Below are 25,470 nucleotides of genomic sequence, written 5' to 3'. Positions count from 1 at the left end.
CATTTTAAAACTATTTAGTAGCAGTCTTATCTTTAAGAATGAATATTATTAATATTAATATCATTAATATTTTTTTATTCCTTTATCTAGAAATTTGTTATATTATTTTTCTGTTATATTATAATCATATTATCAAAATAATTATGGAACCAAATATGTCTGATACAATTAAAACGCTGCTTAACCTACGCAGCCTACGTGCTTTATCTCGCGAAATGACTTTAGAACAACTAGAAGAAGCATTAGAAAAACTTCAATCTGTTGTTGCTGAACGCCAAGAATCTGAAGCTGAAGAGCGTGCTCAACTAGCTGAAAAACAAGCTAAACTTGAAGAATTCCGTCAAATGATGATCGACAGCGGTATCGCTCCTGAAGATCTATTAGACACAATGTCAGCTACGACAGTAAAAACAAAACAAAAACGTGCACCTCGCCCTGCAAAATATAAATTCCAAGATCACGCTGGTGAAGAGAAAACATGGACAGGCCAAGGCCGTACTCCTTCAGCTCTTCAAGCGCAACTTGATGCTGGTAAAAAACTAGAAGAGTTTTTAATCTAATAATACTCTTTAAGAGCATATAAAAAGACCACTTACTCTAAGTGGTCTTTTTTTATTTTCATTTTATTACATTTAGAAACGTATTATTGCTCGAAACTTTAAACTGACTAAGAGAAACCTGAATAAGATAAAACCAGCTAGATCTTATAGAATAATTACTTAGTCGTATTTTTTAATACACCTATATTAGCAATATTATTAATAGTCACCTTTTCTATAAATCATAAGCTCTTACTCATTAATAAAGCGAACTAAATAATATATAAAAATTCCTAGAACACGTACGCTATACCGACATTACCAGTTGAACTTGTTGTATGCTCAATCATTGGACTGTTTTCTAAGTTACCCTCAAGATTCACATAACGCAAACCACCAGTCACTCGAACATTTGGTGTAATGTGGAAATAAGTCGATAATCCAATAAAAAACTGTCCATCCCAATCTGCATCAAATTGGTCAACTCCAGTTCGTAACGCTTCTTCATTGGATACTCCGTATAAATGATTATTTAATTTCTCACTATTATATGAATACCCTAATGATGGTGTAATTGCCCACCCTTTTCCTCTTATTGGTAAACGCCAAGCCGCTTCTGCATAAAAACCATTATGAGTACGACCTATGTCTGTTCCCCCTGTAAATTCAACAATGCCAACATGAGTAATCATCTGATAGCTCACCCCGCCAAGCACAGTACTCTTACGTTCATCTAATTTTTGCATTGCAGCATCATTTGAATCATTGGGCTTAAACGTTCTAGGATCATAGACAAATCGAAATATTATATTTTGAGGTGAGCCTACTGGTTTTAGACGATAACCACCACTAAACCCTCTCAGAAATAAATGTTCCCCCTCATAACCAATCATAGGAATAATCGTTGTATTCGAAGGCGTCTCTTTATAAAAGGAAGGAGAATATGCAGCGGCGGCACCAAGAGACCATTGTGAAATTTTTGCATTAGCACTGCTATTGAATAACACCAGAAGAAAAAAAACAGAGCGACTTACTAATATATTCACAATAACAACCTTATATAACCACAGAATTAACAATACACCGTACCATTATACATAACCGCCCATCATTTGATAGTTATTTAGGTTTTTTGTTTATTTTAGATATAAAAAAAGCAGGCTAAATGCCTGCTTTATTAAATTCTAAATAAGATTAACTATCATCTTCTCTAAAGTTGCTTGGTAAATTTAATTTCATTTCATTCCAAATCAAATTACCTTCCATACCGTACTGGCGCATTCTAGGCATTACTGCATCTTTGCGTTCTTCTTCGCAAATAAGCTTTAAGTCACGATAAAACTGTAAAGCTAACTCTCGCGCTTCAGAGTTAGAGAAGTAGTAACTACCTACTCGTGCATAAAGCTTTTTCAAACCATTAAAGATAAGCCCATAAATTTGATTGCCAGATTTAAAAGCAACACCTTGGAAAAGCATATAATCATAATAGTTGAAGGTTTTAGCAATCAAGATCTCTTCACGTTTTGCAGGATCTTTTTCGTTATCTTCTTTCACTTCAGCTTTAATTTTTGCTCCGAATGGGGATGCTTCTATGAAACTATCCCAACTTTCTGCAGCAAGTAACTGTTCACACGATTCAATAACACGATTAAGTGTTCTTAAAGAACCTTCTTTATTTGTCTTGAATGCTTGTCTCATGAAAATACAGCTAATGTTAGTACGAGCAGCCAATAAGTCTTCAACGATTGAAGTCGCATTATTAGCATCAACTAATGTCATTAATGTATCTAAAATATGCAAACCAGAGGTTTCCATATAATTGTTCACTTTTGTTGGTTTACCATGTTGAATTGTCAACCAACCATCACGAGCTAAACGCTGTAATACTTCTCGTAATGTCGTTCTCGTTACACCGATTAATTCAGAAAGCTCTCGCTCAGCGGGTAAAATTGAGCCTGGTGGGAAACGACCATTCCAAATACTTTCAATAATGTACTTTTCAGCGAATGCTGCAGGACTTTTTGCCTTAATAACCATACAAGTTTAAAATCCGTTCTTTAAATAAGATAACTGCACTCATCATACCACCAGTTCAATAAATCCTTAACTATTTATTAAATTTACCTGTAATTTAGAAACACATTTCCAATTTTTAAGCCTTAATCTCCCTAATAAATCAAGAAATCTGCTACCTTTTTTCTATACATTTCTTTAGTTTTATTAATAAAACCGAGCAAAGGCACATTTTGATCAATTTACCTGTTTTCAAATATTGACTATTAAGGAATTAAGAGTAAAGTTCAGGCGTTTGGTATATAAGGTTAGGTATATATAGGTAGTTATTTGGCAAAGCAGTAAAATAAGCCTTGTTGTTTTTCTAAATAGTTGTTTATCTTTACTAATAACAATATGTTAGGCGATTATTATCAACTCCCTACTTAACCTTATTTTTTAGAATTATCGTAATAATGTAGAGAGCATCACATGTCTATTTCGCTAGGGAATGCATTTATCAAAAATTTTCTTGGTAAAGCCCCCGATTGGTACAAAATCGCAATACTTTCTTTTCTTGTAATCAACCCACTTGTTTTCTTCTTTGTAGATCCATTTACTGCAGGTTGGTTGCTTGTCGTTGAGTTTATTTTTACTCTTGCAATGGCGTTAAAATGTTACCCATTACAGCCTGGTGGTTTATTAGCTATAGAAGCAATTGCCATTGGTATGACAAGCCCAGAGCAAGTAAAGCATGAACTCGTAGCCAATATCGAAGTACTTTTACTACTCGTATTCATGGTTGCTGGTATCTACTTCATGAAGCAATTACTTCTATTTATCTTCACCAAGATACTTATTGGTATTAAATCAAAAACAGCGCTATCTGTTGCATTCTGTTTTACCGCTGCATTTTTGTCAGCTTTCCTTGATGCGTTAACGGTAATTGCGGTTGTAATTAGTGTTGCTGTTGGCTTCTATGCAATTTATCACCGTGTCGCATCTGGCCAAGGTGGTTCACAAACTCATGACCATACATGTGATAGCGATGTTGATGAATTAACACGTGAAGATTTAGAAGACTACCGTGCTTTTTTACGTAGCTTATTAATGCACGCAGGTGTTGGTACAGCTCTTGGCGGTGTAATGACAATGGTGGGCGAACCACAAAACTTGATCATTGCCGACCAAGCTGGTTGGATGTTTGGTGAATTCATTATCCGTATGCTTCCAATTACAGCACCAGTATTTATCTGCGGTATTTTAACTTGTATCGCTGTTGAAAAATTAGGTATTTGTGGCTACGGTGCAAAACTACCTGAAAACGTACGTAAAATCCTAGAAGACTACGAAGCTGAAGAACGTAAAAACCGTACTAATATCGATAACGCTAAATTAATCATCCAAGGTTTAATTGCAGTATGGTTAATTGTTGGTTTAGCACTTCATCTTGCGGCCGTTGGTCTAATTGGTTTATCAGTTATTATCCTTGCAACAGCATTTACAGGTGTTATTGAAGAACACTCTATGGGTAAAGCGTTTGAAGAGGCTCTTCCATTCACCGCCCTATTAGCCGTATTCTTTGCCGTTGTAGCTGTAATCATTGACCAAGAGCTATTTAAACCAATTATTGATGCAGTACTTGCTGTAGAAGATAAAGGCGCTCAATTAGCACTGTTCTATGTAGCAAATGGTGTTCTTTCGATGGTTTCAGATAACGTATTCGTTGGTACGGTTTACATAAATGAAGTAAAAGCAGCATTAATGGATGGCGTTATTACGCGTGATCAATTTGACTTACTAGCTGTAGCTATCAATACCGGTACAAACTTACCGTCTGTTGCAACACCAAATGGTCAAGCTGCTTTCCTATTCCTATTAACGTCTGCTCTTGCTCCGTTAATTCAATTATCATACGGTCGTATGGTATGGATGGCTCTTCCTTATACAATTGTATTAGCACTTGTTGGTATGTTTGGTATCATTTTCTTCCTTGAACCTATGACAGCAATGTTCTACGATCTTGGCTGGATTGCACCTGGAACAATAGAAAGTGCAACTTCTGCGATTTCTAGTGGTCATTAATAAGGTAAACTACTTTTGATAGCAAAGGCTCTGTAGATACGGGGCCTTTATTTTTATAAGGAATAAAAATGCAAGCCCTTAATCATTTCTCACGCATTCGCCTATCTTGGTTTCTGCTACTACTTTGTATTATCTTTTTCGAAGCATCAGCACTGACCTTTCAACACATAATGAAACTTCCACCTTGCGTCATGTGTATTTATGAGCGTGTTGCTATGATGGGAATTGGTGGCGCTGCTATTATTGGTTTATTAAATCCAAATAACCTTATTATTCGCTGGTGTGGTTTTATCGCATGGGGGATCAGTGCAGGATGGGGACTCAAACTTGCTCTTGAACATGTTGATTTCCAATTAAACCCTTCACCATTTTCAACTTGCGATTTATTTGTGACCTTCCCTTCATGGGCTCCATTAAATAAATGGGCACCATGGATGTTTGAAGCTTATGGTGACTGCAGCAAAATCGTATGGCAATTTTTAACGCTAACGATGCCTCAGTGGTTAGTTATTATTTTTGCGGGTAACTTAATTGCTTTGGCTATTTTTGTTATCGCACAATTCTTCAATAAAAAATAATAGCAATATTGCTAATAGTAAAAAGCCACCACTAATTTCGAATTAGTGATGGCTTTTTTATTTTTAGTGCTTTATTTACCACAACATTGTTTAAATTTCTTACCGCTATTGCACGGACAAGCATCATTGCGACCGATATTTTTATATGGGTTGACTTTCTGGCCTTTATAGCCAATCTGTAACTCATCAGCAGCCATTGCGACTTCAAGAATCATCATATCTAATTGTGGAAGCATACCTTTTAGAGTAGGAGGTGTATCAATCCCCGCTTCTTTCATTTGAGCTTGTGTTTGTTCTTCATCAAGCGCAAGCATTAACGTTGTTAGTAGTGCTGATAACATACGAGATGTACCATCACCAATACTTACCTCAGCCCACATATCTTCAATTAAAGGCCATACACTCATAAAACCTTCAGCAAAATCAGCCAATAAGTCAACGTTATCAGTATCAATCAAATTGGCAATTTCATATTCATTACGTTTAAGTAATGTGTATTGCTGTTCAATTTGATGAATAACTGCATTTTTAATATTCAAAGTTACATCAATACCAACAAGACCATTCAACCATACTTCTGGCTCTAAAGGTTTTGTTGCCATATTTGCAGCAAGCACAGCACCTTCAAGAAATACATTTGTGCAGCTTAAATCCGCATCACTTAGAGAAATTAATTGGTACTTCATTATTTTTTCACTTTTTAAATTAAGTTTTCGGCGTAGTATAGCGCAAATAATTATTAGAGCCTAAGTGCCGTTATTATTAATTTTTGCTTGTTGAGAACATTATGAAAAAAAATCGAGGATTTACACTCATAGAGTTGATCGTTGTTATTGTTATCTTAGGAATTTTAGCCGTTACGGCTGCACCACGGTTTTTAAGTTTGCAAAACGATGCTCATAAATCTAGAGCTAAAGGTGTCTTTGCCGAATTCACCTCTGGAGTTAATTTGTACCATGCTGCTTGGTTAACACAAGGTGAACCATCAGTCAGTTCAGGTGTAGCTGTAGAGTACGGAGACGAAAAGATATTTCCATCTGCTGAAGGGTTTCCACTCGGTACAACAAACCATCAAGGCATTATTACTGGTGAAGGTTGTGGTGAGCTTTGGAATGCATTATTAAATCAAGACTTAACTATTTCTGAATATAAAGGAGATGATTTTATTACTTCTAGTACAGATATAGAATATTGGTATGGCTCACCTGTTACAGGTAAACCACAAGCTTGCATGTATTACTATACATCAGATATCACAAATAAAAATCAGCAGGGTTATCGACTGAATTATTTCCCATCAACGGGTGAGACGATTATTACAAGTTATAATAAAGGAAGTAAGTGACATAAGCTTTCTTTCCACCTACAATCCCACCTCCAATAAAAGAGGTGGGATATGCAAGTAATACTAGGCCCTATGGAGGGCGTACTCGATCATTTAATGCGCGAGTTACTAACTGAAATTAATGATTACGACTTCTGTGTTACAGAGTTTGTTCGCGTTGTCGATCAATTGCTTCCCCCTCATGTATTCCATCGTATTTGTCCTGAACTGCTAAATAACAGTAAAACCAAATCAGGTACCCCTATTCGTCTTCAACTATTAGGTCAAGAACCTAACTGGATGGCAGAAAATGCTGCAAGAGCAATTGAACTTGGCTCTGACGGCATTGATCTGAATTTTGGCTGCCCAGCTAAAGCGGTAAACAAAAGTCGTGGCGGAGCTGCGCTCTTAAAGGAGCCAGAGCTCATCTACCAAGTGGTTAAAGCTTGTCGAGATGCAGTAAGTAAAGATAAGAAAGTGACGGCTAAAATTCGTTTAGGCTGGGAAAACCCTGAAGAATGCTTTGTTATTGCCGATGCCATTAAACAAGCTGGAGCGGATGAGCTAACCATTCACGCAAGAACCAAAGTAGATGGTTATAAAGCAGAAGAAATTAAATGGGATTACATTAATCAAGTTCACCAAAAAATTGATATTCCAATTATCGCAAATGGTGAAATTTGGAACTATGATGACGGCCAACGCTGTATCGCTGCGACAGGGATCGATTCATTAATGGTATGCCGTGGCGCTTTTAATGTTCCCAATTTAGGTAATGTAGTTAAACACAACCATTCAAAAATGCCTTGGCCAGAAGTCATAGCTTTGCTTATTCATTATTCGAAGCTTCAAATGGCGGGAGACAAAGGGCAATATTATTCAAACCGAGTAAAACAATGGCTTGTTTATCTTCGTCAAGAGTACACCGAAGCAAGAGATATTTTTATGGATATTAGAAGCCATAAAAAATCAGAACCTATCGTTGCTCGTCTAAATCAAGAACTAGAAAAAGTAAGCTAGCCTTATTTTTTCGTACATATTTCCCCGAACCAATGGCCGAGTTTATGAGAAGTAAACTCGGTTTTTGCCGTCTTGTTTAGCCTTATAAAGCAAGGCATCGGCTTTCTTGATTACATGTTCAAAAGAAAACTCTTGATGTGAATCAATTACCGTCACACCACCAGAAACAGTAAAGCCGCCTTTAACCACTTTTCCTGATGAATCCTGAATTGACTTCCTTACACGCTCACAGACACTTTCTAAGCTATTTCTTGATTCAGCATTGATACAGATAACAAACTCTTCACCGCCAAATCGAGATACAATATCACTATCACGTACACTCTTATTCAGCATTCTCGCGACATATTTAATTGCCTCGTCACCCACATCATGTCCAAACACATCATTAATTTGTTTGAAGTCATCAATATCGTAAATAGCAAAACCAACGTACTTCTTCACTACACGGTCTTGTAAGCTCATCTCAAAACCGCGACGATTATATAGGCCTGTCATTGGATCTTGCTTAGCCAAATCACGGTAGTATTTTTGAGATACCCTGCTTTGGTAATAGAACATAGATAGTAAAGATAAGATGTACATCACTAACGTTAAAATTAACGAATTAGAGTCATGCACAAGAAAGCCCTTCAACTCTTCTTTTATCGATGTTTTATAATATAAGAAGTAGGTAAAGTCAGTGAAATCTAAATTAACTGGCTGCATAAAACGATATTGTTCAAATCGCTTATATTCAGCACTATTGAGCAACTGGATATGCTGTGATATTTCATTTGATGAACGCAAAAGCTTTTCAACTGAAAGATCAATAACTAACACACCTTTGAATATACCTTTATAGTAAATAGGTGTTGAAAAAGTTAATACTTCAAGCCCGTCAAAAAATGCATCAGTATATGGAGGCGTAAACGTAATGTATTTTTCACTGTCGTTTTTCATACTGTTTTTCCAGTATGGTCGAGAATAAATAACATCAAGCGTTTTTTGCGATAAATTCTCAGCAATCTCTTTTGGTGAAGAGATAATATAATTATATTTTGAAATGAAATAGATCCCATGAAGGTAGCTTTCATAATCATGGATAAAAGAAATGACAGGAGCAAGGCTCACTTTCTTGGATGCTATTTCATATACTTCAGACGATGGATCACATAAATCTTTTTTACCAGCGATACTATAATCAAGGCGTCCTTCTGCAACTGAAATGTCTTGCTCTGCCATTACCGCATCTAAATTTTCGCTTGGACGAATAACACAAAGGCCACTATCTTTCTTAATTTCAAAGTTGTGATTATAAAAACTACCTTGATTTTGCTTATATAGCTGCGAAATATTGTAATCCAAAGAAATAATTACTTTAATTGAACGTTGAAGTGAATTTATAATACGATCATACTCTCGATTAACTTGACGTTGTACGGAGTTCATGTGGTTATTTAAAATAAAACCTACGATCAACACTAAGAATAGTGTTGGTATAAGAAAGATATGTTTTAAATTAAATTTCGGCATGTATAAATTCTTTAACACGAAGTGAACAGACTATATTACATACATTTTTGTGCTATTTCTTCCAAAAATGTCAGTTTTAACAGACAACTGACATTTTTATAGGAATCACAATAATGAATATCTCTTAGATAACCTGTTGACTTAACAACGAAATACCTAATTTTTCAAACGAATTCATTTTTGCCATTATTTCGATTTCGTCACTTGTGTATTTGTCACCATCATAAACGACAACAATGCTTTTATCACCAGATTTTAAAAAGTTAGTCTCACCGTATGGAGTGTATCTTGTCGCTCCGATACTAATAATTGTCTGCTCAGGGTAATTAGCATTGGCCAAATAAATAGATAAATTTTCCGCAGGTCCTTCATCTTTCTGATTATTCATTTTATCGATAATCCAATCATTTAATTGCTCATGAAAGTAACTATAATCAATCGCCGCGCTGTCTTCTCCGTATCGATTAAGCTCACCATTTCTCATATGAAAACTAGCAATACGGTATTTATCTAACTCACAACCTTTAGTAAATGATGACAATTCGATGAAATCTTGAGAAATGCCTTTGGTCTCTGCCCCCCAATTTTTCTTTTCACTGATTTTTTTTGCATTGGGTTTTCTTATTGAGCAGTCATTGTATGCAGCAAATTTAACTGGAGTCAGTGCCACCACTTTATTGTCTTGATAGCTAATATCAAAAACGATTGCAACTTCTGGTTCAATTTGCAGATTATCCGCATCATTTGGCGGAATAATAGTATCAGAAGATAATGGGTATTGAGATAAGAAACCAGCATGTTGTGATGGAACATAAAAAGGAAACAATGCTTTCGGTTGAATATTGTTCTCAACTTTCACATTCAAAAAATCAGTTGCTTCGCCAGCTTGCTCTAAATGACCCGCGAAATTACCTGCCACCCCAAAACCGATTGCATCTTTAAACATATTGCGCCTTTTCATAAATAATAAATATCAGGGCACAATAGTGTATTCTTAAAAATGAATCGATGATGGGGATCGTATTTTAAGATTTCTTTGCTTTTCTTTTACGTTTAAATTGTGGTTTAGCTGGACTTTTTAATGTTCTTAATGACTCTGGTACTGGGCCTTGCTGAACACCTTGCATAAAATTAGTCACTTTTATTTCTAATTCCGACATAAAAGGTCGATAAGCGTGTGTTTTCTCTGTCATACCTTGAAGCTGAAATTCCCAATGAGCGGTCATGTCCGGGTAAGTTGCTTCATTTGGTAGAGCATGAATAAGCCCTCTACCTGCTTCACTGGCATGAATGGACTTTCCATTTCGAGTTAATAACTGACGTTTAAATAATGTATCTAAAATACCCGCACGAGTCGCTTCGGTTCCTAGACCATCCGTATCTCTTAGTATTTTTTTCAGTTCTTTATCTTCCACAAAGCGTGCAATACCTGTCATTGCTTGCAAAAGAGTCGCCTCAGTAAAATGTTTTGGAGGTTCTGTCATGCGGTGTTTTATTTCACCTTCTCGGCAAGTGTGAACCTCACCTTTATTTAATGGTGGAACTTTACTCGCTACATCGTCATCACTATTTTGAGATTGCACTTTGCCAAGCAGAGCTCGCCAGCCAGCAAACAGCATTTGTTTTCCTTTTGCAACAAACACCCCACCAGCAATATCAAACACCAATTCAGCTTCAGCATAAACCGCAGCAGGATAAAATTGCATTAGGTATTGGCGAGCAATCAAATGATACACTTTCTCTTCATAGCCAGATAAGCCAGCTGAACCACTGGATTTCGGTGTTGGAATAATGGCATGGTGAGCATCCACCTTACTGTCATTCCAAGCTCGCGACTTCAGTGAAAGGTCGGCTTTTGTAACAGCAGGTGATAGTTGCTTATCATTATTTCCTATCGCAGCACACACTTGCTCACGCTGTTTATAATGATCTTTTGGTAAATGGCGACTATCTGAACGTGGATACGTTATCAACTTATGCTTTTCATATAATGCCTGACACGCATCTAGCACTTGTTGTGCACTTAATCCGTAACGTTTTGCCGCATCGATTTGAAGCGATGACAAGGAGTATGGCAAAGGCGCATTTTGTTTGGTTTCTTTATTTTCAGCTTTAGTTACTGTTGCAGGTTGATTCGCTATGCGCTGAGCAACATTTCCAATCAGTTTAAGATTAAGAACTCGTCCTTCTTCATCCTGCCACGGCTGACATGCTTCACTCGGTTTCCATTTAGCTCTGATATCAAAAGGAACCCCATCGTTTAACTGATCATTCTGATAAGGAATAAGGGCATCTAGCGTGTAATACGCTTTTGGTACAAAATTAGCAATTTCTTCATCACGACGAGTAACTAAACCTAAAACAGGAGTTTGTACCCTTCCTACTGATAATACACCTTGATAACCACCACGTTGACCTAATAACGTGTAAGCTCGTGTCATATTCATACCATATAACCAATCGGCACGAGAACGAGCTAAGGCAGAAATAGAGAGAGGAATAAACTCTTGATTACTTCGCATAGAAGTCAACGCACGCTTCACCGCAGGCAGGTTTAAATCACTGATCAATAAACGTTGAGTCGCCGCTTTCTTTGTCTTAGATAATTTTAAATAATCCAACACCTCATCCACTAGCAACTGACCTTCCCTATCAGGATCACCCGCATGAACGATTTGCGTTGCATTTTTTAGCAACTTTCGAATTACCGTTAATTGCTTGCTAGAGGCTTTTCTTGGTCTAAGTTGCCATTGCTCTGGCACGATAGGTAAATGCTCCATACGCCATGATTTATATTTATCATCATACGCATCGGGTTCAACTTGCTCTAATAGGTGACCAATACACCATGTCACAATATCTCCATTGCCGCATTCAATGTAGCCTTGTTGATTTTTTTGTGGTTTTGCTAGGCCTGCGGCAATTGCTCTGCCAAGGCTTGGTTTTTCGGCAATAAATAATCGTGACATAAAAAATGCTGATGTTGTGAATAACATCAGCACTATACCTGTATGAATAGACAGTTATCAAGTTTTTGTTTATTAAGAGGCTATAACTTTGAAGCCAACTCTACTCCTTGACGAATCGCTCTTTTCGCATCCAGTTCACCGGCATAATCAGCTCCACCAATAACATGATGATTGATTTCATTTATTGTTAATACTTCAGCTAACTCATTAACAGACACCTGCCCAGCACACATAATGACATGGTCAACATCTAACAACTTAACTTCGTCATTATGTCGAATATAAAGACCATCATCATTCACTTTTAAGTATTCAACACCTGCTAACATATTCACGCCACGTTTTTCTAAAGTACGCTTATGAATCCAACCTGTTGTTTTACCTGGGCCTTTACCAATACTTCCTTTTTTACGTTGCATTAACCATACTTCACGAGTTGGTTTATAGGTATCTTGGGGCTTTAACCCACCTTCAAATTCAATATTTTTATCAATATCCCAATCTTGTAACCATGTTTCTAATGTCTGATTTTCCGGTTCAGTTATCATTGTGGCGACATCAACCCCTATTCCTCCAGCACCAACGACCGCCACTTTTTGCCCTAATGTCGGTTGGGTTTTAATATAGACTTGATAATCAATCACTTTAGGGTGCTCACTACCTTCTAATTGTGGAGTCCTTGGTTTCACCCCTGTTGCTACGACAACTTCATCAAATTTGCGTAATTCATCCATTTCAACACTGTAATTTAATTTTACGATAATGTTCTTATGGTCGAGCTTATTGGTAAAATAACGAATGGTCTCTTTAAACTCTTCTTTACCAGGGATCTGCATCGCTAAATTAAATTGCCCACCGATGCGTTCATTACGTTCAAAAACGGTAACCTGATAACCACGTTCAGCCAATGAAACAGCACAGGATAAACCTGCCATCCCAGCACCAATGATCCCTATAGATTTCGTTTTACTACTTGGTTCTAAGACTAATTCTGTTTCATAACACGCTTGAGGATTAACTAAGCAAGTTGCTCTTTTTGCCTTAAACACATGGTCGAGGCAAGCTTGGTTACATCCGATACACGTATTGATGAGTTCCGCTTTATTTTGTTCCGCTTTATTTACAAACTCAGGATCGGCTAAAAATGGACGAGCCATTGACACCATATCAGCTTGGCCTGTTGCTAATATATTTTCTGCTACTTCTGGCGTATTGATTCGATTACAAGTAACCAAAGGTATCGATACTTTATCTTTTAATTTTTCAGTTACCCAACTAAACGCCGCTCTTGGTACTTGGGTTGCAATCGTTGGGATACGAGCTTCATGCCAACCAATCCCTGTATTTAAAATCGTGACGCCTGCTTTTTCTAACTCTTGTGCAAGTTCAACGACCTCTTCAAAAGTACTGCCTTGTTCAACCAAATCAAGCATAGATAAGCGAAAAATAATGATAAAATCAGAACCCACTTTTTCTCTTATCGCTTTAATGATTTCTAGAGGGAAACGGATTCGATTTTGGTAGCTCCCTCCCCAATTGTCATAACGGACATTAGTGCGGGCACAAATGAATTGATTAATTAAGTACCCTTCAGATCCCATGATTTCAACACCATCATAATTTGCTTGTTTCGCAAAATAGGCGCTATTCGCAAAATCGCGGATTGTTTTTTGAATTTGACGCTCACTCATTTGAGACGGGGTAAACATCCCAATGGGGGCTCTAATATCTGAAGCACTCAATGCAAGTGGATGCATGGCATAACGACCTGCATGCAATAACTGAAGGGCAATCTTACCATCATTATCATGGACAGCTTGAGTTAGTGTTTTATGTTTTCCTGCTGCACGAGACGAGCTAAACTGCGCACTAAATGGAGTCAACCGACCTCTAAAATTTGGAGCAAAACCACCAGTGACAATGAGCCCAACACCACCTTTTGCTCTTGCGGCATAAAAAGCAGATAACTTTTTAAATCCATCATTACTCTCTTCAAGGCCAGTATGCATGGATCCCATCAGTACTCGGTTTTTTAACTGAGTAAATCCTAAATCTAACGGCTGAAACAAATGTGGGTAGCTCATATCAATCCATCACTTATAATTATTGTGGTCTGACCAGAATAGTATCAATATACGTTTGTTACAATTGCCTTTTTACAATTATGCAACATTCATCAAATCTTTTAATTATTACGCATAAATCGTACTAATTCTCACTTAGACCTTTTGGCCTAGTTACTTTATTTACTACTTAGAGTAGGATATAGACATAGATCATAAAATGTATAATAAGGAAATATATGAAAGGGTTATTCCACTTCATAGGCAAATGTTTTCAAGCGATATGGAAGTTACTTTCCTTTACGCGCCAGCTCGTACTTAATCTGTTTTTTCTCATTTTTATTGGCGTCATTGCTTTCGCATTCTTAGATAGCACTCCCCCATCAACAGAAGATAAAGTTGTTGAACCAAAAGCATTAATTCTCGACTTATCTGGCCCAATTGTTGAAGAAAGCAAATTTAGAGAACCATTGGAAAGAATTACTTCTGATGTTTTAGGTAGCCAAAAATCACAAGAAAATGTGTTATTTGATATCGTCGATACAATTCGTTTCGCAGCACATGACAATAATGTGTCTGGTTTGGTGCTGCATTTAAAAGAAATGAATGAAACCAGCCTAACTAAACTGCGCTATATTGCTAAAGCGATTAATACATTCAAAGCAGCAGGAAAACCTGTTTATGCTATTGGTGATTATTACAATCAGAGCCAGTATTACCTAGCAAGCTATGCTGATAAAGTATTCATGGCTCCAGATGGTACTGTTTTGTTACGCGGTTATGGTGCATATACACTTTACTACAAAGATTTGTTAGAAAAATTAAATGTGTCTACTCATGTATTCCGTGTCGGCACATATAAATCGGCAGTTGAACCCTACCTTCGTAATGACATGTCTGATGCTGCAAAAGAATCAGCTTCTGCTTGGTTAACCCAACTTTGGGATGCGTACTTAGATGACGTTGCGACCAATCGTCAAATCGATCCAAAAACACTCACTATGCCAATGGATCAATTTATTGCTAAATTAAAATCAGTGAATGGCGATCTATCGCAAATGACGGTAGAACTGGGTTTAGTCGATAAACTAGCGACACGACAAGAAGTTCGCAAAGACCTCATTGAGCAATTTGGTTCAAATGGTTACGACAGTTTTAAACAAATTAGCTATTACGATTACTTACCGCAAGTTCAACCAACCGTCATTCCTGATGCTCAAGATATTGCCGTTGTTGTAGCAAGTGGTGCAATCATGGATGGAACACAACGCCAAGGTACTGTTGGTGGTGATTCAACGGCGTCTCTTCTACGTCAAGCTCGTGGCGATGACAAAGTAAAAGCAGTTGTTCTTCGCGTTGATAGTCCAGGAGGTAGCGCGTTTGCTTCTGAAGTCATTCGTAACGAAATTGATGCATTAAAAGAAGCAGGAAAACCAGTTGTTGTGTCTATGTCTAGCGTAGCAGCTTCTGGCGGTTATTGGATTTCTGCGAGTGCCGATAAGATTATAGCTCAGCCAACAACAATTACTGGATCAATTGGTATTTTTGGCATTTTAACGACATTTGAAAAAGGCTTAGAGAAAATGGGAATCCACAGTGATGGGATCTCCACCTCTCCTTTTAATGGTGTTGGTATTACTCGACCATTAAATGATGATGTTGCTCAAGTTATGCAGCTAGGTATTGAACATGGTTACCATCGTTTCATTAAACTTGTCAGTGATCATCGTAACCTATCATTAGAGGCGGTAGACAAAGTGGCGCAAGGCCGAGTTTGGACAGGTAAAGATGCGTTAAAACATGGTTTAGTAGATCAACTTGGTGATTTTGATGATGCAGTACAAGCAGCCGCTCAATTAGCGAATATGGAATCATACAACCTGTATTGGGTAAAAGAACCATTAACACCAATGGAGCAGTTCTTAGAAGAATTAAGTATGAATCTAAATGCAAGTGTTAGAACTGAATTATTTTCATTTGCACCAGAGGCTCTGCAACCTACGATTAATAAAGTTGCAACAGATATCAATATGTTAAATAACTTTAATGATCCAAAAGGGCAATATCTCTTCTGTTTAAACTGTAGCAATCTTTAAAAGCATGACGAGCCCGACACATGTCGGGCTTTCTTTATGCCAAATGCACAGTATAATCCCCCCACCTCCCATAACTCTGTACCGTTGTTATTATGGAAAGAAAACACATTTACATCGCCTATACAGGCGGCACAATCGGCATGATAAAGTCTGATGATCATGGTTATGTTCCAGCTGCTGGATTCATGCAACATCAACTTAAACAAATGCCAGAGTTTCACCGTGCAGAAATGCCAATTTTCACCATTCACGAATACGAGCCCTTAATTGACTCTTCAGATATGACGCCTGAAGACTGGCAACGTATTGCTGACGATATTCGTGCAAATTACGACAAATACGACGGATTTGTAATTCTTCATGGTACGGATACCATGGCCTATACAGCATCAGCTCTTTCTTTCATGCTAGAGAATCTTGGAAAACCAGTTATTGTTACTGGCTCTCAAATTCCTCTTGCAGAACTTCGCTCTGATGGCCAAAGTAACTTATTAAATGCATTACATATTGCAGCAAACTATCCTATCAACGAAGTAACGTTATTCTTTAATAACAAGTTGATCCGCGGTAACCGCAGTACTAAGTCACATGCAGATGGTTTTGATGCATTTTCTTCACCAAATTTACCACCTTTATTAGAGGCTGGTATTAATATTCAAATTAATGGTGCAGAAATCAACAAACAACCTGAAGGTGAGTTCACAGTAAATAACATTACACCACAACCAATCGGTGTCGTGACTATGTATCCTGGGATCTCGGCAGAAGTAATCAAAAATACACTACGCCAACCAGTGAATGCGATGATCTTACTGACCTTTGGTGTGGGTAATGCGCCACAAAACCCTGAGCTTCTTGCCCAATTAAAAGAAGCATCTGAACGTGGCGTTGTTGTGGTTAACTTGACTCAATGTTTATCTGGAAAAGTAAACATGGGTGGATATGCAACAGGCTGTGCTCTAGCTGAAGCTGGAGTGATTAGTGGCTATGATATGACACCAGAAGCGGCTCTAGCTAAACTTCATTATATTCTAAGCAAAGAGTTACCGTATGAAACCATGCGTACTATGATGCAACAGAATTTATGTGGTGAATTAACGCATTAATTCCGGTTTGCGTAAAATAAATTACGTAATACAAAAAGGCTTCCCTGATATTTTCATGGGAAGCCTTTTTTAATTTTAGATAATTAACGGTAGATTATCTTTTTTCGTTCAGAATAATACGCAATGTACGACGAAGTGGCTCTGCTGCACCCCATAACAATTGGTCACCAACGGTAAAGGCATTTAAAAACTCATTACCCATCGACATTTTGCGTAAGCGACCAACTGGAACAGATAATGTCCCTGTTACTTTCGCTGGAGTTAATTCCTGTGCCGTAATATCACGCTCATTAGGGATCACTTTAACCCAATCATTATGCGTTGCGATGATCTCTTCAATCTCATCCATTGGAACATCTTGTTTTAGTTTAATCGTCAATGCTTGAGAGTGACAACGCATTGCACCAATACGCACACACGTACCGTCAATTGGCACTGGAGTGTTTTCAAGCCCTAGAATCTTGTTCGTTTCTACTGTTGCTTTCCATTCTTCTTTACTTTGGCCGTTTTCACGCTTTACATCAATCCATGGGATCAAAGAACCCGCTAATGGAGCACCAAATTCAGAGGTAGGGAAAGAACTAGAACGAATGGTTTCAGCCACTTTTCTATCAATATCTAAAATTGAACTCGCAGGATTTGCCAACTCAGAAGTCACACAATCATTAACCACACCCATTTGTGAAATCAGCTCACGCATATTTTTCGCTCCAGCACCTGAAGCGGCTTGGTATGTCATTGCACTCATCCATTCAACTAGACCTGCTTTATACAAACCACCTAACCCCATTAGCATTAAACTAACGGTACAGTTACCACCTACGTATGTATTGGTTCCTGCATGGATGCCTTGCTGAATTTGCTCAAAGTTGACAGGATCAAGGGTAATAATGGCATCGTCTTTCATACGTAATGTCGATGCAGCATCAATCCAGTAACCTTTCCAACCTGCTTGTCTAAGTGCTGGGTACACTTTTTCAGTATAACTGCCACCCTGACACGTAATGATGGCATCTAATTTTGATAGTGATTGAATATCAAATGCATCTTGTAATAGCCCTGCATCTTTACCAAGGTTTGGAGCTGGAATCCCAACTTGCGATGTGGTGTAAAATACAGGTTCGATATGATCGAAATCGCGCTCTTCAACCATACGTTGCATCAATACAGAACCAACCATACCGCGCCAACCAACTAAACCTACTCTCATTTTACTCTCCCTGTAATCTTAAAAATTAAATATGCTTCCTCCATCTATATGATGAACAGAATAAAATCTCAAGCACTATTTTTGTATGGCGTAAAATTAATCTCGTCTTTTTTTCTTACAAATTAACGAATACCTAAAAAGAACAAAGTGCATTTATTCACCAATAAAATATTTATCTTTTTATTAAACGGAAATTTAAAACAACATAAATATAACTTTCATGAGTTCTACACCAATAAACATTAAAACCCTTTAAAAGTGAACACTTTACATATATTACACCTAGTTACATTTCACAAAATCTCGCCAGAAATAAAAAAAGCAAACGTTTAAACTAGCAATCACAGACAAAATTTAAGGTTAAGTTACTTTTTATGCCATTTTTTAATACAAAATAAACACATCAACCTAGGATTAAAATCAATGACACTATAAATAAAAACCATTTATTAACATAATAATTACGCTTTTATTATTGAATTAACAAGAGTAGAGATAAAAATCACAAATCAACTAGAGTTAATCGATCTATTGTTGATCATAAGGTAAAGTGCACCTCGTTTAGAAAACACAATCCCTTATCGTGTGAATTTTATTCATACATACAAAAAAGAGGCTTTATACATGAAGCAAGCAACAACAAAGTTACCTTCGATTACGCAGGTGATTATATCTTTAGGGCTATTTCTACTTCTTGCCTTTTCGTTCACGGCACAACTTGATCTACCTATCCAACTAGCTCTTTACATTGGCTGGTTCATTATCATGACATTAGGTATCAAATTAGGCCATGACTACAAATCTTTAGAAAAAGCAGCTCTAAATGGCATCTCCAATGGACTAGGAGCGGTATTAATTCTCTTGGCTGTTGGCGCGTTAGTGGGTACTTGGATATCTGGCGGTATTGTTCCAACCATTATTTACTATGGTTTGAAAGCAATTCACCCTTCTATCTTCCTTCTTGCAACAATGATCATCTGTTCATTAACCGCTCTTGCTACGGGTACGTCTTGGGGCGCAGCAGGTACAGCAGGTATCGCAATGATGGGGATCGGTCAAGGTCTTGGTGTTCCAGCACCAATTACTGCTGGTGCAATCCTTTCAGGCTGTTACTTTGGCGACAAAATGTCACCGCTTTCAGATTCTGTAATCCTTGCTTCTTCAATGTCTAACGTTGAAGTTATGGAGCACATTAAAGGCATGCTGCCTGTTGCTCTTATCAGCTACATCATCACAGGTATTATGTTTACTGCATTCGGTTTCCACTTTGCAGGTAACGTAGACATGAGCCAAGTTGATTCAGTTATCTTAGCAATGGAAGAGCAATTTGTTATCTCTCCATTCTCATTTGTTCCTGTTGTTATTGTTCTTGGCCTATTGGCGATGAGAATGCCTTCTTTCCCAGTAATCAGCTTTGGTTCTCTTTTGGGTATTGTATGGGCAGTAATGGTACAAGATATCGATTTCTTAACTGCATTTAATACTGCATGGGCACCGTTCTCAATTTCATCTGGCGTTGAGTTTATCGATGCGATACTGAATCGTGGCGGTATGTCTTCAATGCTTGGTTCAGTTGCAGTTATCGTATTTGGTCTAGGTTTTGGTGGTCTATTAGATAAAGTAGGTGTTCTTGAAACTGTTGCTAAACTCTTTGAAAAACGAGTTCAAGGTCCAGGCTCTCTTGCAACAAGTACGATTGCTACTGCTTTCTTTGGTAACATCTTCGGTTCGGCGATGTATGTATCGCTTATCCTTACACCAAAGATTTGTGCGAAAAACTACGACCGTTTAGGTTACAAACGTAAGAACCTATCTCGTAATGCTGAGTTTGGTGGTACGTTAACTTCAGGTATGGTTCCTTGGAGTGATAATGGTATCTACATGGCAAGCATCTTAGGCGTCGCTACACTGTCTTATGCACCATTCATGTGGTTAAGCTTCGTATGTATTATCGTAACGATTGTAACGTCATACTTCGGTTGGTTTGTTGATAAATGCGAACCAACAGTAACGGTAGAAGAAACTGATGAAGCTATCGCTGTAGAAACAAAAACAGCATAATTTCTTAGTTTACTCATTAAATAAAAATGCCAGTGATTGATCACTGGCATTTTTGTATCTAGCACTTAATTATTCGGATTATGTTTATTATACCATTCTGGATAATTACACTGTGGTTTTCTTAACTGCCGCTCTTTTTCCTAAGAAATAGCCTAAACCCAAAGGTGCAAAGAAAATAGCCAAGATAAACAAAATGAAGTAAATGATTGTACTCTTAATTAAATCGATCACTTTATCCATAGCAAGAGTTAAAACATCTTGGGATACTTGATCTAAATCCTGAGTAAACTTCTCACGCTCTTGAGTTACAATGATTGCAATAGCCTTACGCTCTCTTTCAACCATATCAACCAATTCTTTACGCTCACGAGCGACCATAGCTTCTAAAGCAATACGCTCTGCACTTAATTGATTCAGTTTATCATCGGTTTTCATGTCCAAATCATCAAGCAATGGCTGCAGCTGAATACTCATCTGCTCGGCAAGATTTTGCATATATTCTGGGTTATTTTTCACGAAATCTTGGAACGATTGCGATGTATTTCGTAAGCTCTCTAGTGTTTTGTTCACGTCATTGCCATTAATCGTACTATTCATGGCAATCAATTCAGCTTTCCACGTCATAATTTTTGGCGTTTGTTCAGAAACTAAACCAAGACGATCAGATACATCACCTAGTGCTTCAGGCATAGTACCTAGCGTCGCTACTGCTTCTGTTTCATCAATATTTTGATGAGCTAACCAAGCCTTTAATGCAGGTGTTCTACGCATCATTAAACTATCAAATGCATGATCTTTTACAAATTGAGTTACAAACTCTTTCCCTGCTTTAAACTCTGAGCCAGATAATAGTTTTTCTGCCATATTTTCAATATCGACGTATAAAGCCTGACTGGTTTTATAATCAATATCGCTATCAAAAAGCTCTGCACCTTTGCCTTCAGGAGAGAAAAACTGCTCCATTTGTGCAGCAAATACCCAAGTATCAATTAGAGCAACTTTTGGGGAGACCTGATAAGCCGCACGTTGAAGTCCCTCTTCTGCATGAATCTTCCATAATAAAACATAAGACTGATGTAAGGTGTCGTCTTTAGGGTAAGTTAATGCGATTTCATCTGCCGCAGACTCTACTTCACTAAAGAAATGCTTACTGTATTCACGAGTTAGAATACGTGTGTTTAGCTCTGCTGTTGTTAATGGCACGGATTGAGACTCTAACTTTACTTCAAGAAGAGAACAGCCATTAAGCATCAAAAGAGAGATAATAATAGAAAAGAATTTAGAGGTGTGTTTCATGAACAACCCTACCTAACCAAAAAATGATAATTAAAGAGTAGATAGGGTATCATTTTGTAAAAAGCAAGCTATCAAATATTTGAGAAGAGTTGTCAAAACGCACTCAAATAGACAGCTTACTTTTGATCATATAAGCAACAATTATGATTCAGAAGAACCTAATCGACGCGTTAATTGATCTTTAAGGTTTGGCGGTGTGCCCTTGATTGTTAGCGTATCCGTTTCTGGATCATAAAAAACACGCTCACCAAGCAACATTGCATCAAAATTTAATGATAAACCACCGCCAGCTCCAACAAATTTTGTTAATTTACGTAATGCGGTACGATCAACTGGGAAAGACTCTTCTAACTCATAGCCTTGCTCTTCTGCAAATTGATAGAAATTAGAACCAGATTCAGACGTTGGTAATTCGCTAGCCAATTCTTTAACTGTTAATTCTTCACCCGCTTGCAGTTGACCATTACAGTAATCATAAACTTGTTTACGATATTGTTGTTTTTCTTCTTTATCTAAACGTTCATCAGCACAAAAATCTTCCACCGCTTGCATTAATACTTGGTTTTGAACCTTAGTATCCATACCAACATCAGCTTGCAAGAAATCTAAGAAGAAATCAGAAACTTTACGACCAACACGACCTTTAATGAAAGTCAGGTAACGATTTGAATCTGAATCTGTTTCCCAAGTTGATAAATCGATACGTGCAGCAATGTCCATTTTTGCAATATCAAGGTAATCAGTCGCACTAATATCTAGTTGCTCAGTAACTTTCATACTTTCATTTGATGGCAATACCGCAACAAACAGATATTCAGTAGCCAATGATTGGTATTCAGCAATAACTAAAATACCTTCTTCTGCAAATGGGTACTTAATCAGCTCAGATTTTAATTTCTCTGCTGAATTGTTGCTAAACTCTAAAAAAGGCGTTTCGTTCTTGCGAACAGATGATAACCAATGACCAAACTCACTTTCAGTTTTGAAAACACCGAAGCCTTTACCCGCTTTTGAATTAAATACACGATGTAACTCAGAAACAAGGGCTTCTGTGAACTCTTCGTTCTCAAGAGTTTGATTTCGTAGACAAACTTCAAGTTCATCTTGCTCATTTTTTACTAATTTATGTAAAATTACGTTTGAAAGGGTTAAACTCATAATAGAAAAGGTTTTTAGTTGACGTACATAGTAGGTTATCATAAGCCGCTTTCACTATCATTAACTGACTGAAAAGACTTATGGCTATTACTTCAAAATACAGCAACAAACAAATTGAACAAATGTTAACAGAGATGGTCGATGTATTAGACAAACATCGTGCACCAGCTGATTTATCTCTAATGCTAGTTGGTAACATTGCAACAAACGTTCTAAACCAAGAAGTGCCAGCAGAACAGCGCCAAATCATCGCTGAAAAATTTGCTCAAGCACTACTTAGCTCACTAGATAAACCAAAAACTCACTAAGAGCGAGAATTCACAGACCATGGTTGATAGCGGGAATACATACGGCGACAAAGTTTCTAAGTTAATTACTTGGGGTCACTGGTTTAGCTTTTTCAATATCATTGCAGCAATGCTTATTGGTACGCGTTATATAGCGCAATCACCATGGCCTGAGACCTTTCTTGGTCAAACCTATCTTGTATTAAACTGGATAGGTCACTTTGGTTTCTTAATCTTTGGGTTTTACATTCTTGTTCTGTTTCCGCTGACCTTTATTACGCCATCACAACGACTTATGCGTATTTTAAGTGTCATCATTGCAACGGCGGGAATGACTCTACTCTTATTAGACACATACGCTTATCAGAATCTTCATTTGCATATTACGCCGCTTGTGTGGGATATGTTACTTAACAACGATAAGTCCAATTTAAATACACAATGGCAATACTTATTCATTGTGGTACCCGTTATATTCCTACTGCAACTCTCACTATCTGAATGGGTTTGGAATAAACTACGTAAACTTGCTCATAAGCATGTTGGTCGTCCATTTGCGATCACATTTGCCATCGCTTTTATTGGTAGTCATTTAATTCATACTTGGGCTGATGCATCAGCTTACGGTCCAGTAACGGCTCAGCGTGCTACATTCCCGCTCTCTTACCCTATGACAGCTCGTTCATTTTTAGAAAAGCACGGGTTCATTGATCGCGAAGCACTTGCAAAACAAATTCAAAATGAAGGAACTGGTGGCGCAACAGAAGCCATGCGCTACCCTCTTGAACCTATTGTATTTAAAACAAAACAAAAAGATTACAACTTGCAGATCATTATGATTGATAGCCTTCGAGCAGATACGCTTAATCATACTGACACGCCAAATTTAACTCGGTTCGCACAAAATAACCTGAACTATAACAACCACTACAGTGCAAGTAATAATCCAACAAGTTTATTCGGGTTATTCTATGGCCTGCCTGGTAATTACGTAGACAGTTTTAGAAATTCGCACATCGAGTCACCAATTTTAACCGAGTTACACACTAGAAATTACCAATTTGGTCTATTCAGCGGCGATGATTTTGATTCATCTCTGTATAAGCAAATCATCTTTACCAAAGGTGAAATTGCTCAATCAACAGAAAAAATGAATGATAAAAAAGCAATTTCACAGTGGAAAGAGTGGTTCGGTAAACAAACAAGTGATAAACCTTGGTTTAGTTATTTAGAGCTTACTTCTGTTTCTGAATACGATGACGCTGCGCCGATTTCGACTTCGAATGTAAATCAAAACTTATTTGAAACGAACTACCGTAAGGCAGTACAAAGAACAGATAAACAACTTAAAGCCGTTTTATCGACCTTAAAACAGTCCCCTGACTGGGAAAAAACCATTGTTATCATCACTTCAAACCACGGTATGGAATTTGATGAAACACAAACAAATAGTTGGGGCTCAAGCACTAACTTTAGTGAGTATCAACTACGTGTTCCAATGCTTATCCATTGGCCAAATGTAGAACCAGAACTTATTACAACAACATCCAGTCATTTGGATTTAGCTCCTACTTTAATGGAAGAGTTTTTAGGTACAACAACCCCTGCAGATAGCTACAGCAGCGGTATTAACCTATTTGACCAAACAGAAGAGCGTAATTGGTTACTTGCTGGAGACAGAAAAAACATCGCGTTAATAACAGGAACAAATACTGTTGTTATTGATACTTTTGGCAACTATCGAGTTTACGATGAAAACTATCGTCGTTTAAAAGATGAGAAACCAAAACTGTCTTTATTAATGCAAGGTATCTCTGAATTGAAGCGTTTTTATCACCCTAAAAAATAAAAGGTGAATTAAAAACTCAAGGATATTTCTAATCCCTTCCTTAATTGTGAAGGGATTTTTTTTACCTATAAAATACGAACAACTGCTTTTTCCACCCTAAATTGTCGCAATTGCGATCAAAGTGAATATTTTTAAAGCAAACGGAAAATATTTTAAAAATAATACTTTACAATAAGTAAGGGTATCGCTATTATGCACCGCGTTGGAGGGATGGCTGAGTGGTCGAAAGCACCGGTCTTGAAAACCGGCAAGGGTTAATAGCCCTTCTAGGGTTCAAATCCCTATCCCTCCGCCACTTTCGAGATTCAGATAGAGTCTGGGT

20 protein-coding genes and 1 tRNA gene are annotated in these 25,470 nt (G+C 37.5%); 11 read left to right on the top strand and 10 right to left on the bottom strand.

Features of this window, described 5'->3' with window-relative positions:
* The first annotated feature begins 155 nt into the window (after positions 1-155).
* A complete protein-coding gene (locus tag HC728_RS08675; protein WP_005419917.1) occupies positions 156-560 on the top strand; it encodes an H-NS family nucleoid-associated regulatory protein in 405 nt (134 codons plus the stop codon).
* Between the two features lie 272 nt (positions 561-832).
* Here HC728_RS08675 and HC728_RS08670 read toward each other — a convergent pair whose 3' ends face one another.
* Positions 833-1,585, bottom strand: a complete 753-nt coding sequence (locus HC728_RS08670; RefSeq protein ID WP_017020016.1) for a MipA/OmpV family protein — start codon at positions 1,583-1,585, stop codon at positions 833-835.
* A gap of 148 nt (positions 1,586-1,733) precedes the next feature.
* Entirely contained in the window at positions 1,734-2,576 is an 843-nt protein-coding gene (gene fadR / locus HC728_RS08665; protein WP_005419919.1) for a fatty acid metabolism transcriptional regulator FadR, read from the bottom strand.
* Between the two features lie 447 nt (positions 2,577-3,023).
* Between fadR and nhaB the strand changes: the two genes are divergently transcribed.
* Complete coding sequence (gene nhaB / locus HC728_RS08660; RefSeq protein WP_005419920.1) at positions 3,024-4,616, top strand: Na(+)/H(+) antiporter NhaB; 1,593 nt, start codon at positions 3,024-3,026, stop codon at positions 4,614-4,616.
* Positions 4,617-4,684: 68 nt separating this feature from the next.
* A complete protein-coding gene (gene dsbB / locus HC728_RS08655; protein WP_005419921.1) occupies positions 4,685-5,194 on the top strand; it encodes a disulfide bond formation protein DsbB in 510 nt (169 codons plus the stop codon).
* Positions 5,195-5,265: 71 nt separating this feature from the next.
* Here dsbB and HC728_RS08650 read toward each other — a convergent pair whose 3' ends face one another.
* On the bottom strand, positions 5,266-5,880 hold the full coding sequence (locus HC728_RS08650; RefSeq protein WP_190395319.1) for a YecA family protein: 615 nt from the start codon (positions 5,878-5,880) through the stop codon (positions 5,266-5,268).
* 101 nt (positions 5,881-5,981) lie between these two features.
* Between HC728_RS08650 and HC728_RS08645 the strand changes: the two genes are divergently transcribed.
* Both HC728_RS08645 and dusC read left to right on the top strand, forming a co-directional pair.
* Positions 5,982-6,539, top strand: a complete 558-nt coding sequence (locus HC728_RS08645) for a type II secretion system protein (protein ID WP_190395318.1) — start codon at positions 5,982-5,984, stop codon at positions 6,537-6,539.
* A 51-nt stretch (positions 6,540-6,590) separates the two neighbouring features.
* Positions 6,591-7,538, top strand: a complete 948-nt coding sequence (gene dusC, locus HC728_RS08640; protein ID WP_190395317.1) for a tRNA dihydrouridine(16) synthase DusC — start codon at positions 6,591-6,593, stop codon at positions 7,536-7,538.
* Between the two features lie 42 nt (positions 7,539-7,580).
* Here the strand turns inward: dusC and HC728_RS08635 are convergent, their stop codons facing one another.
* The 4 genes from HC728_RS08635 to HC728_RS08620 form a co-directional block, all read right to left on the bottom strand.
* Complete coding sequence (locus HC728_RS08635; protein WP_017020020.1) at positions 7,581-9,053, bottom strand: diguanylate cyclase; 1,473 nt, start codon at positions 9,051-9,053, stop codon at positions 7,581-7,583.
* A gap of 124 nt (positions 9,054-9,177) precedes the next feature.
* Complete coding sequence (locus tag HC728_RS08630) at positions 9,178-9,999, bottom strand: DUF5718 family protein (RefSeq protein ID WP_017020021.1); 822 nt, start codon at positions 9,997-9,999, stop codon at positions 9,178-9,180.
* A gap of 79 nt (positions 10,000-10,078) precedes the next feature.
* Positions 10,079-12,022, bottom strand: a complete 1,944-nt coding sequence (locus tag HC728_RS08625; RefSeq protein WP_170618950.1) for a DNA topoisomerase III — start codon at positions 12,020-12,022, stop codon at positions 10,079-10,081.
* Positions 12,023-12,102: 80 nt separating this feature from the next.
* A complete protein-coding gene (locus tag HC728_RS08620) occupies positions 12,103-14,106 on the bottom strand; it encodes an NADPH-dependent 2,4-dienoyl-CoA reductase (protein WP_190395316.1) in 2,004 nt (667 codons plus the stop codon).
* A 218-nt stretch (positions 14,107-14,324) separates the two neighbouring features.
* On the opposite strand from HC728_RS08620, the gene sppA reads away from it, so the two are divergent.
* On the top strand, positions 14,325-16,181 hold the full coding sequence (gene sppA, locus HC728_RS08615) for a signal peptide peptidase SppA (RefSeq protein ID WP_054776064.1): 1,857 nt from the start codon (positions 14,325-14,327) through the stop codon (positions 16,179-16,181).
* Between the two features lie 92 nt (positions 16,182-16,273).
* Positions 16,274-17,287 carry an asparaginase gene (ansA, locus tag HC728_RS08610; RefSeq protein WP_005419937.1) on the top strand — a complete coding sequence of 338 codons (1,014 nt, stop codon included), beginning with the start codon at positions 16,274-16,276 and terminating at the stop codon, positions 17,285-17,287.
* Between the two features lie 94 nt (positions 17,288-17,381).
* Here the strand turns inward: ansA and asd are convergent, their stop codons facing one another.
* Positions 17,382-18,497, bottom strand: a complete 1,116-nt coding sequence (asd, locus tag HC728_RS08605; RefSeq protein WP_011262205.1) for an aspartate-semialdehyde dehydrogenase — start codon at positions 18,495-18,497, stop codon at positions 17,382-17,384.
* Positions 18,498-19,121: 624 nt separating this feature from the next.
* Between asd and nhaC the strand changes: the two genes are divergently transcribed.
* A complete protein-coding gene (nhaC, locus tag HC728_RS08600; protein ID WP_011262206.1) occupies positions 19,122-20,558 on the top strand; it encodes a Na+/H+ antiporter NhaC in 1,437 nt (478 codons plus the stop codon).
* A gap of 105 nt (positions 20,559-20,663) precedes the next feature.
* On the opposite strand, the gene HC728_RS08595 is transcribed toward nhaC, so the two are convergent.
* Positions 20,664-21,854 (bottom strand): hypothetical protein, encoded by a 1,191-nt coding sequence (locus HC728_RS08595; RefSeq protein ID WP_017020025.1) that lies wholly within the window; start codon positions 21,852-21,854, stop codon positions 20,664-20,666.
* 141 nt (positions 21,855-21,995) lie between these two features.
* Positions 21,996-23,012, bottom strand: coding sequence for a nucleoid-associated protein YejK (yejK, locus tag HC728_RS08590; RefSeq protein WP_026029399.1), 1,017 nt, complete (start codon positions 23,010-23,012; stop codon positions 21,996-21,998).
* A gap of 80 nt (positions 23,013-23,092) precedes the next feature.
* On the opposite strand from yejK, the gene HC728_RS08585 reads away from it, so the two are divergent.
* The 3 genes from HC728_RS08585 to HC728_RS08575 all read left to right on the top strand — a co-directional run bounded on the left by HC728_RS08585 (position 23,093) and on the right by HC728_RS08575 (position 25,443).
* Positions 23,093-23,320, top strand: coding sequence for a YejL family protein (locus tag HC728_RS08585; protein WP_005419945.1), 228 nt, complete (start codon positions 23,093-23,095; stop codon positions 23,318-23,320).
* Between the two features lie 19 nt (positions 23,321-23,339).
* Complete coding sequence (locus HC728_RS08580; protein ID WP_065622833.1) at positions 23,340-25,148, top strand: DUF3413 domain-containing protein; 1,809 nt, start codon at positions 23,340-23,342, stop codon at positions 25,146-25,148.
* A 204-nt stretch (positions 25,149-25,352) separates the two neighbouring features.
* Positions 25,353-25,443: transfer RNA gene (locus tag HC728_RS08575), tRNA-Ser, on the top strand.
* The last annotated feature ends 27 nt before the right edge of the window (positions 25,444-25,470 follow it).

Source organism: Aliivibrio sp. S10_S31 (assembly GCF_014694495.1).
Lineage (GTDB): Bacteria > Pseudomonadota > Gammaproteobacteria > Enterobacterales > Vibrionaceae > Aliivibrio > Aliivibrio fischeri.
Note: the sequence above shows the minus strand (reverse complement) of the source record. Positions and strands in the feature narration are given on the sequence as shown.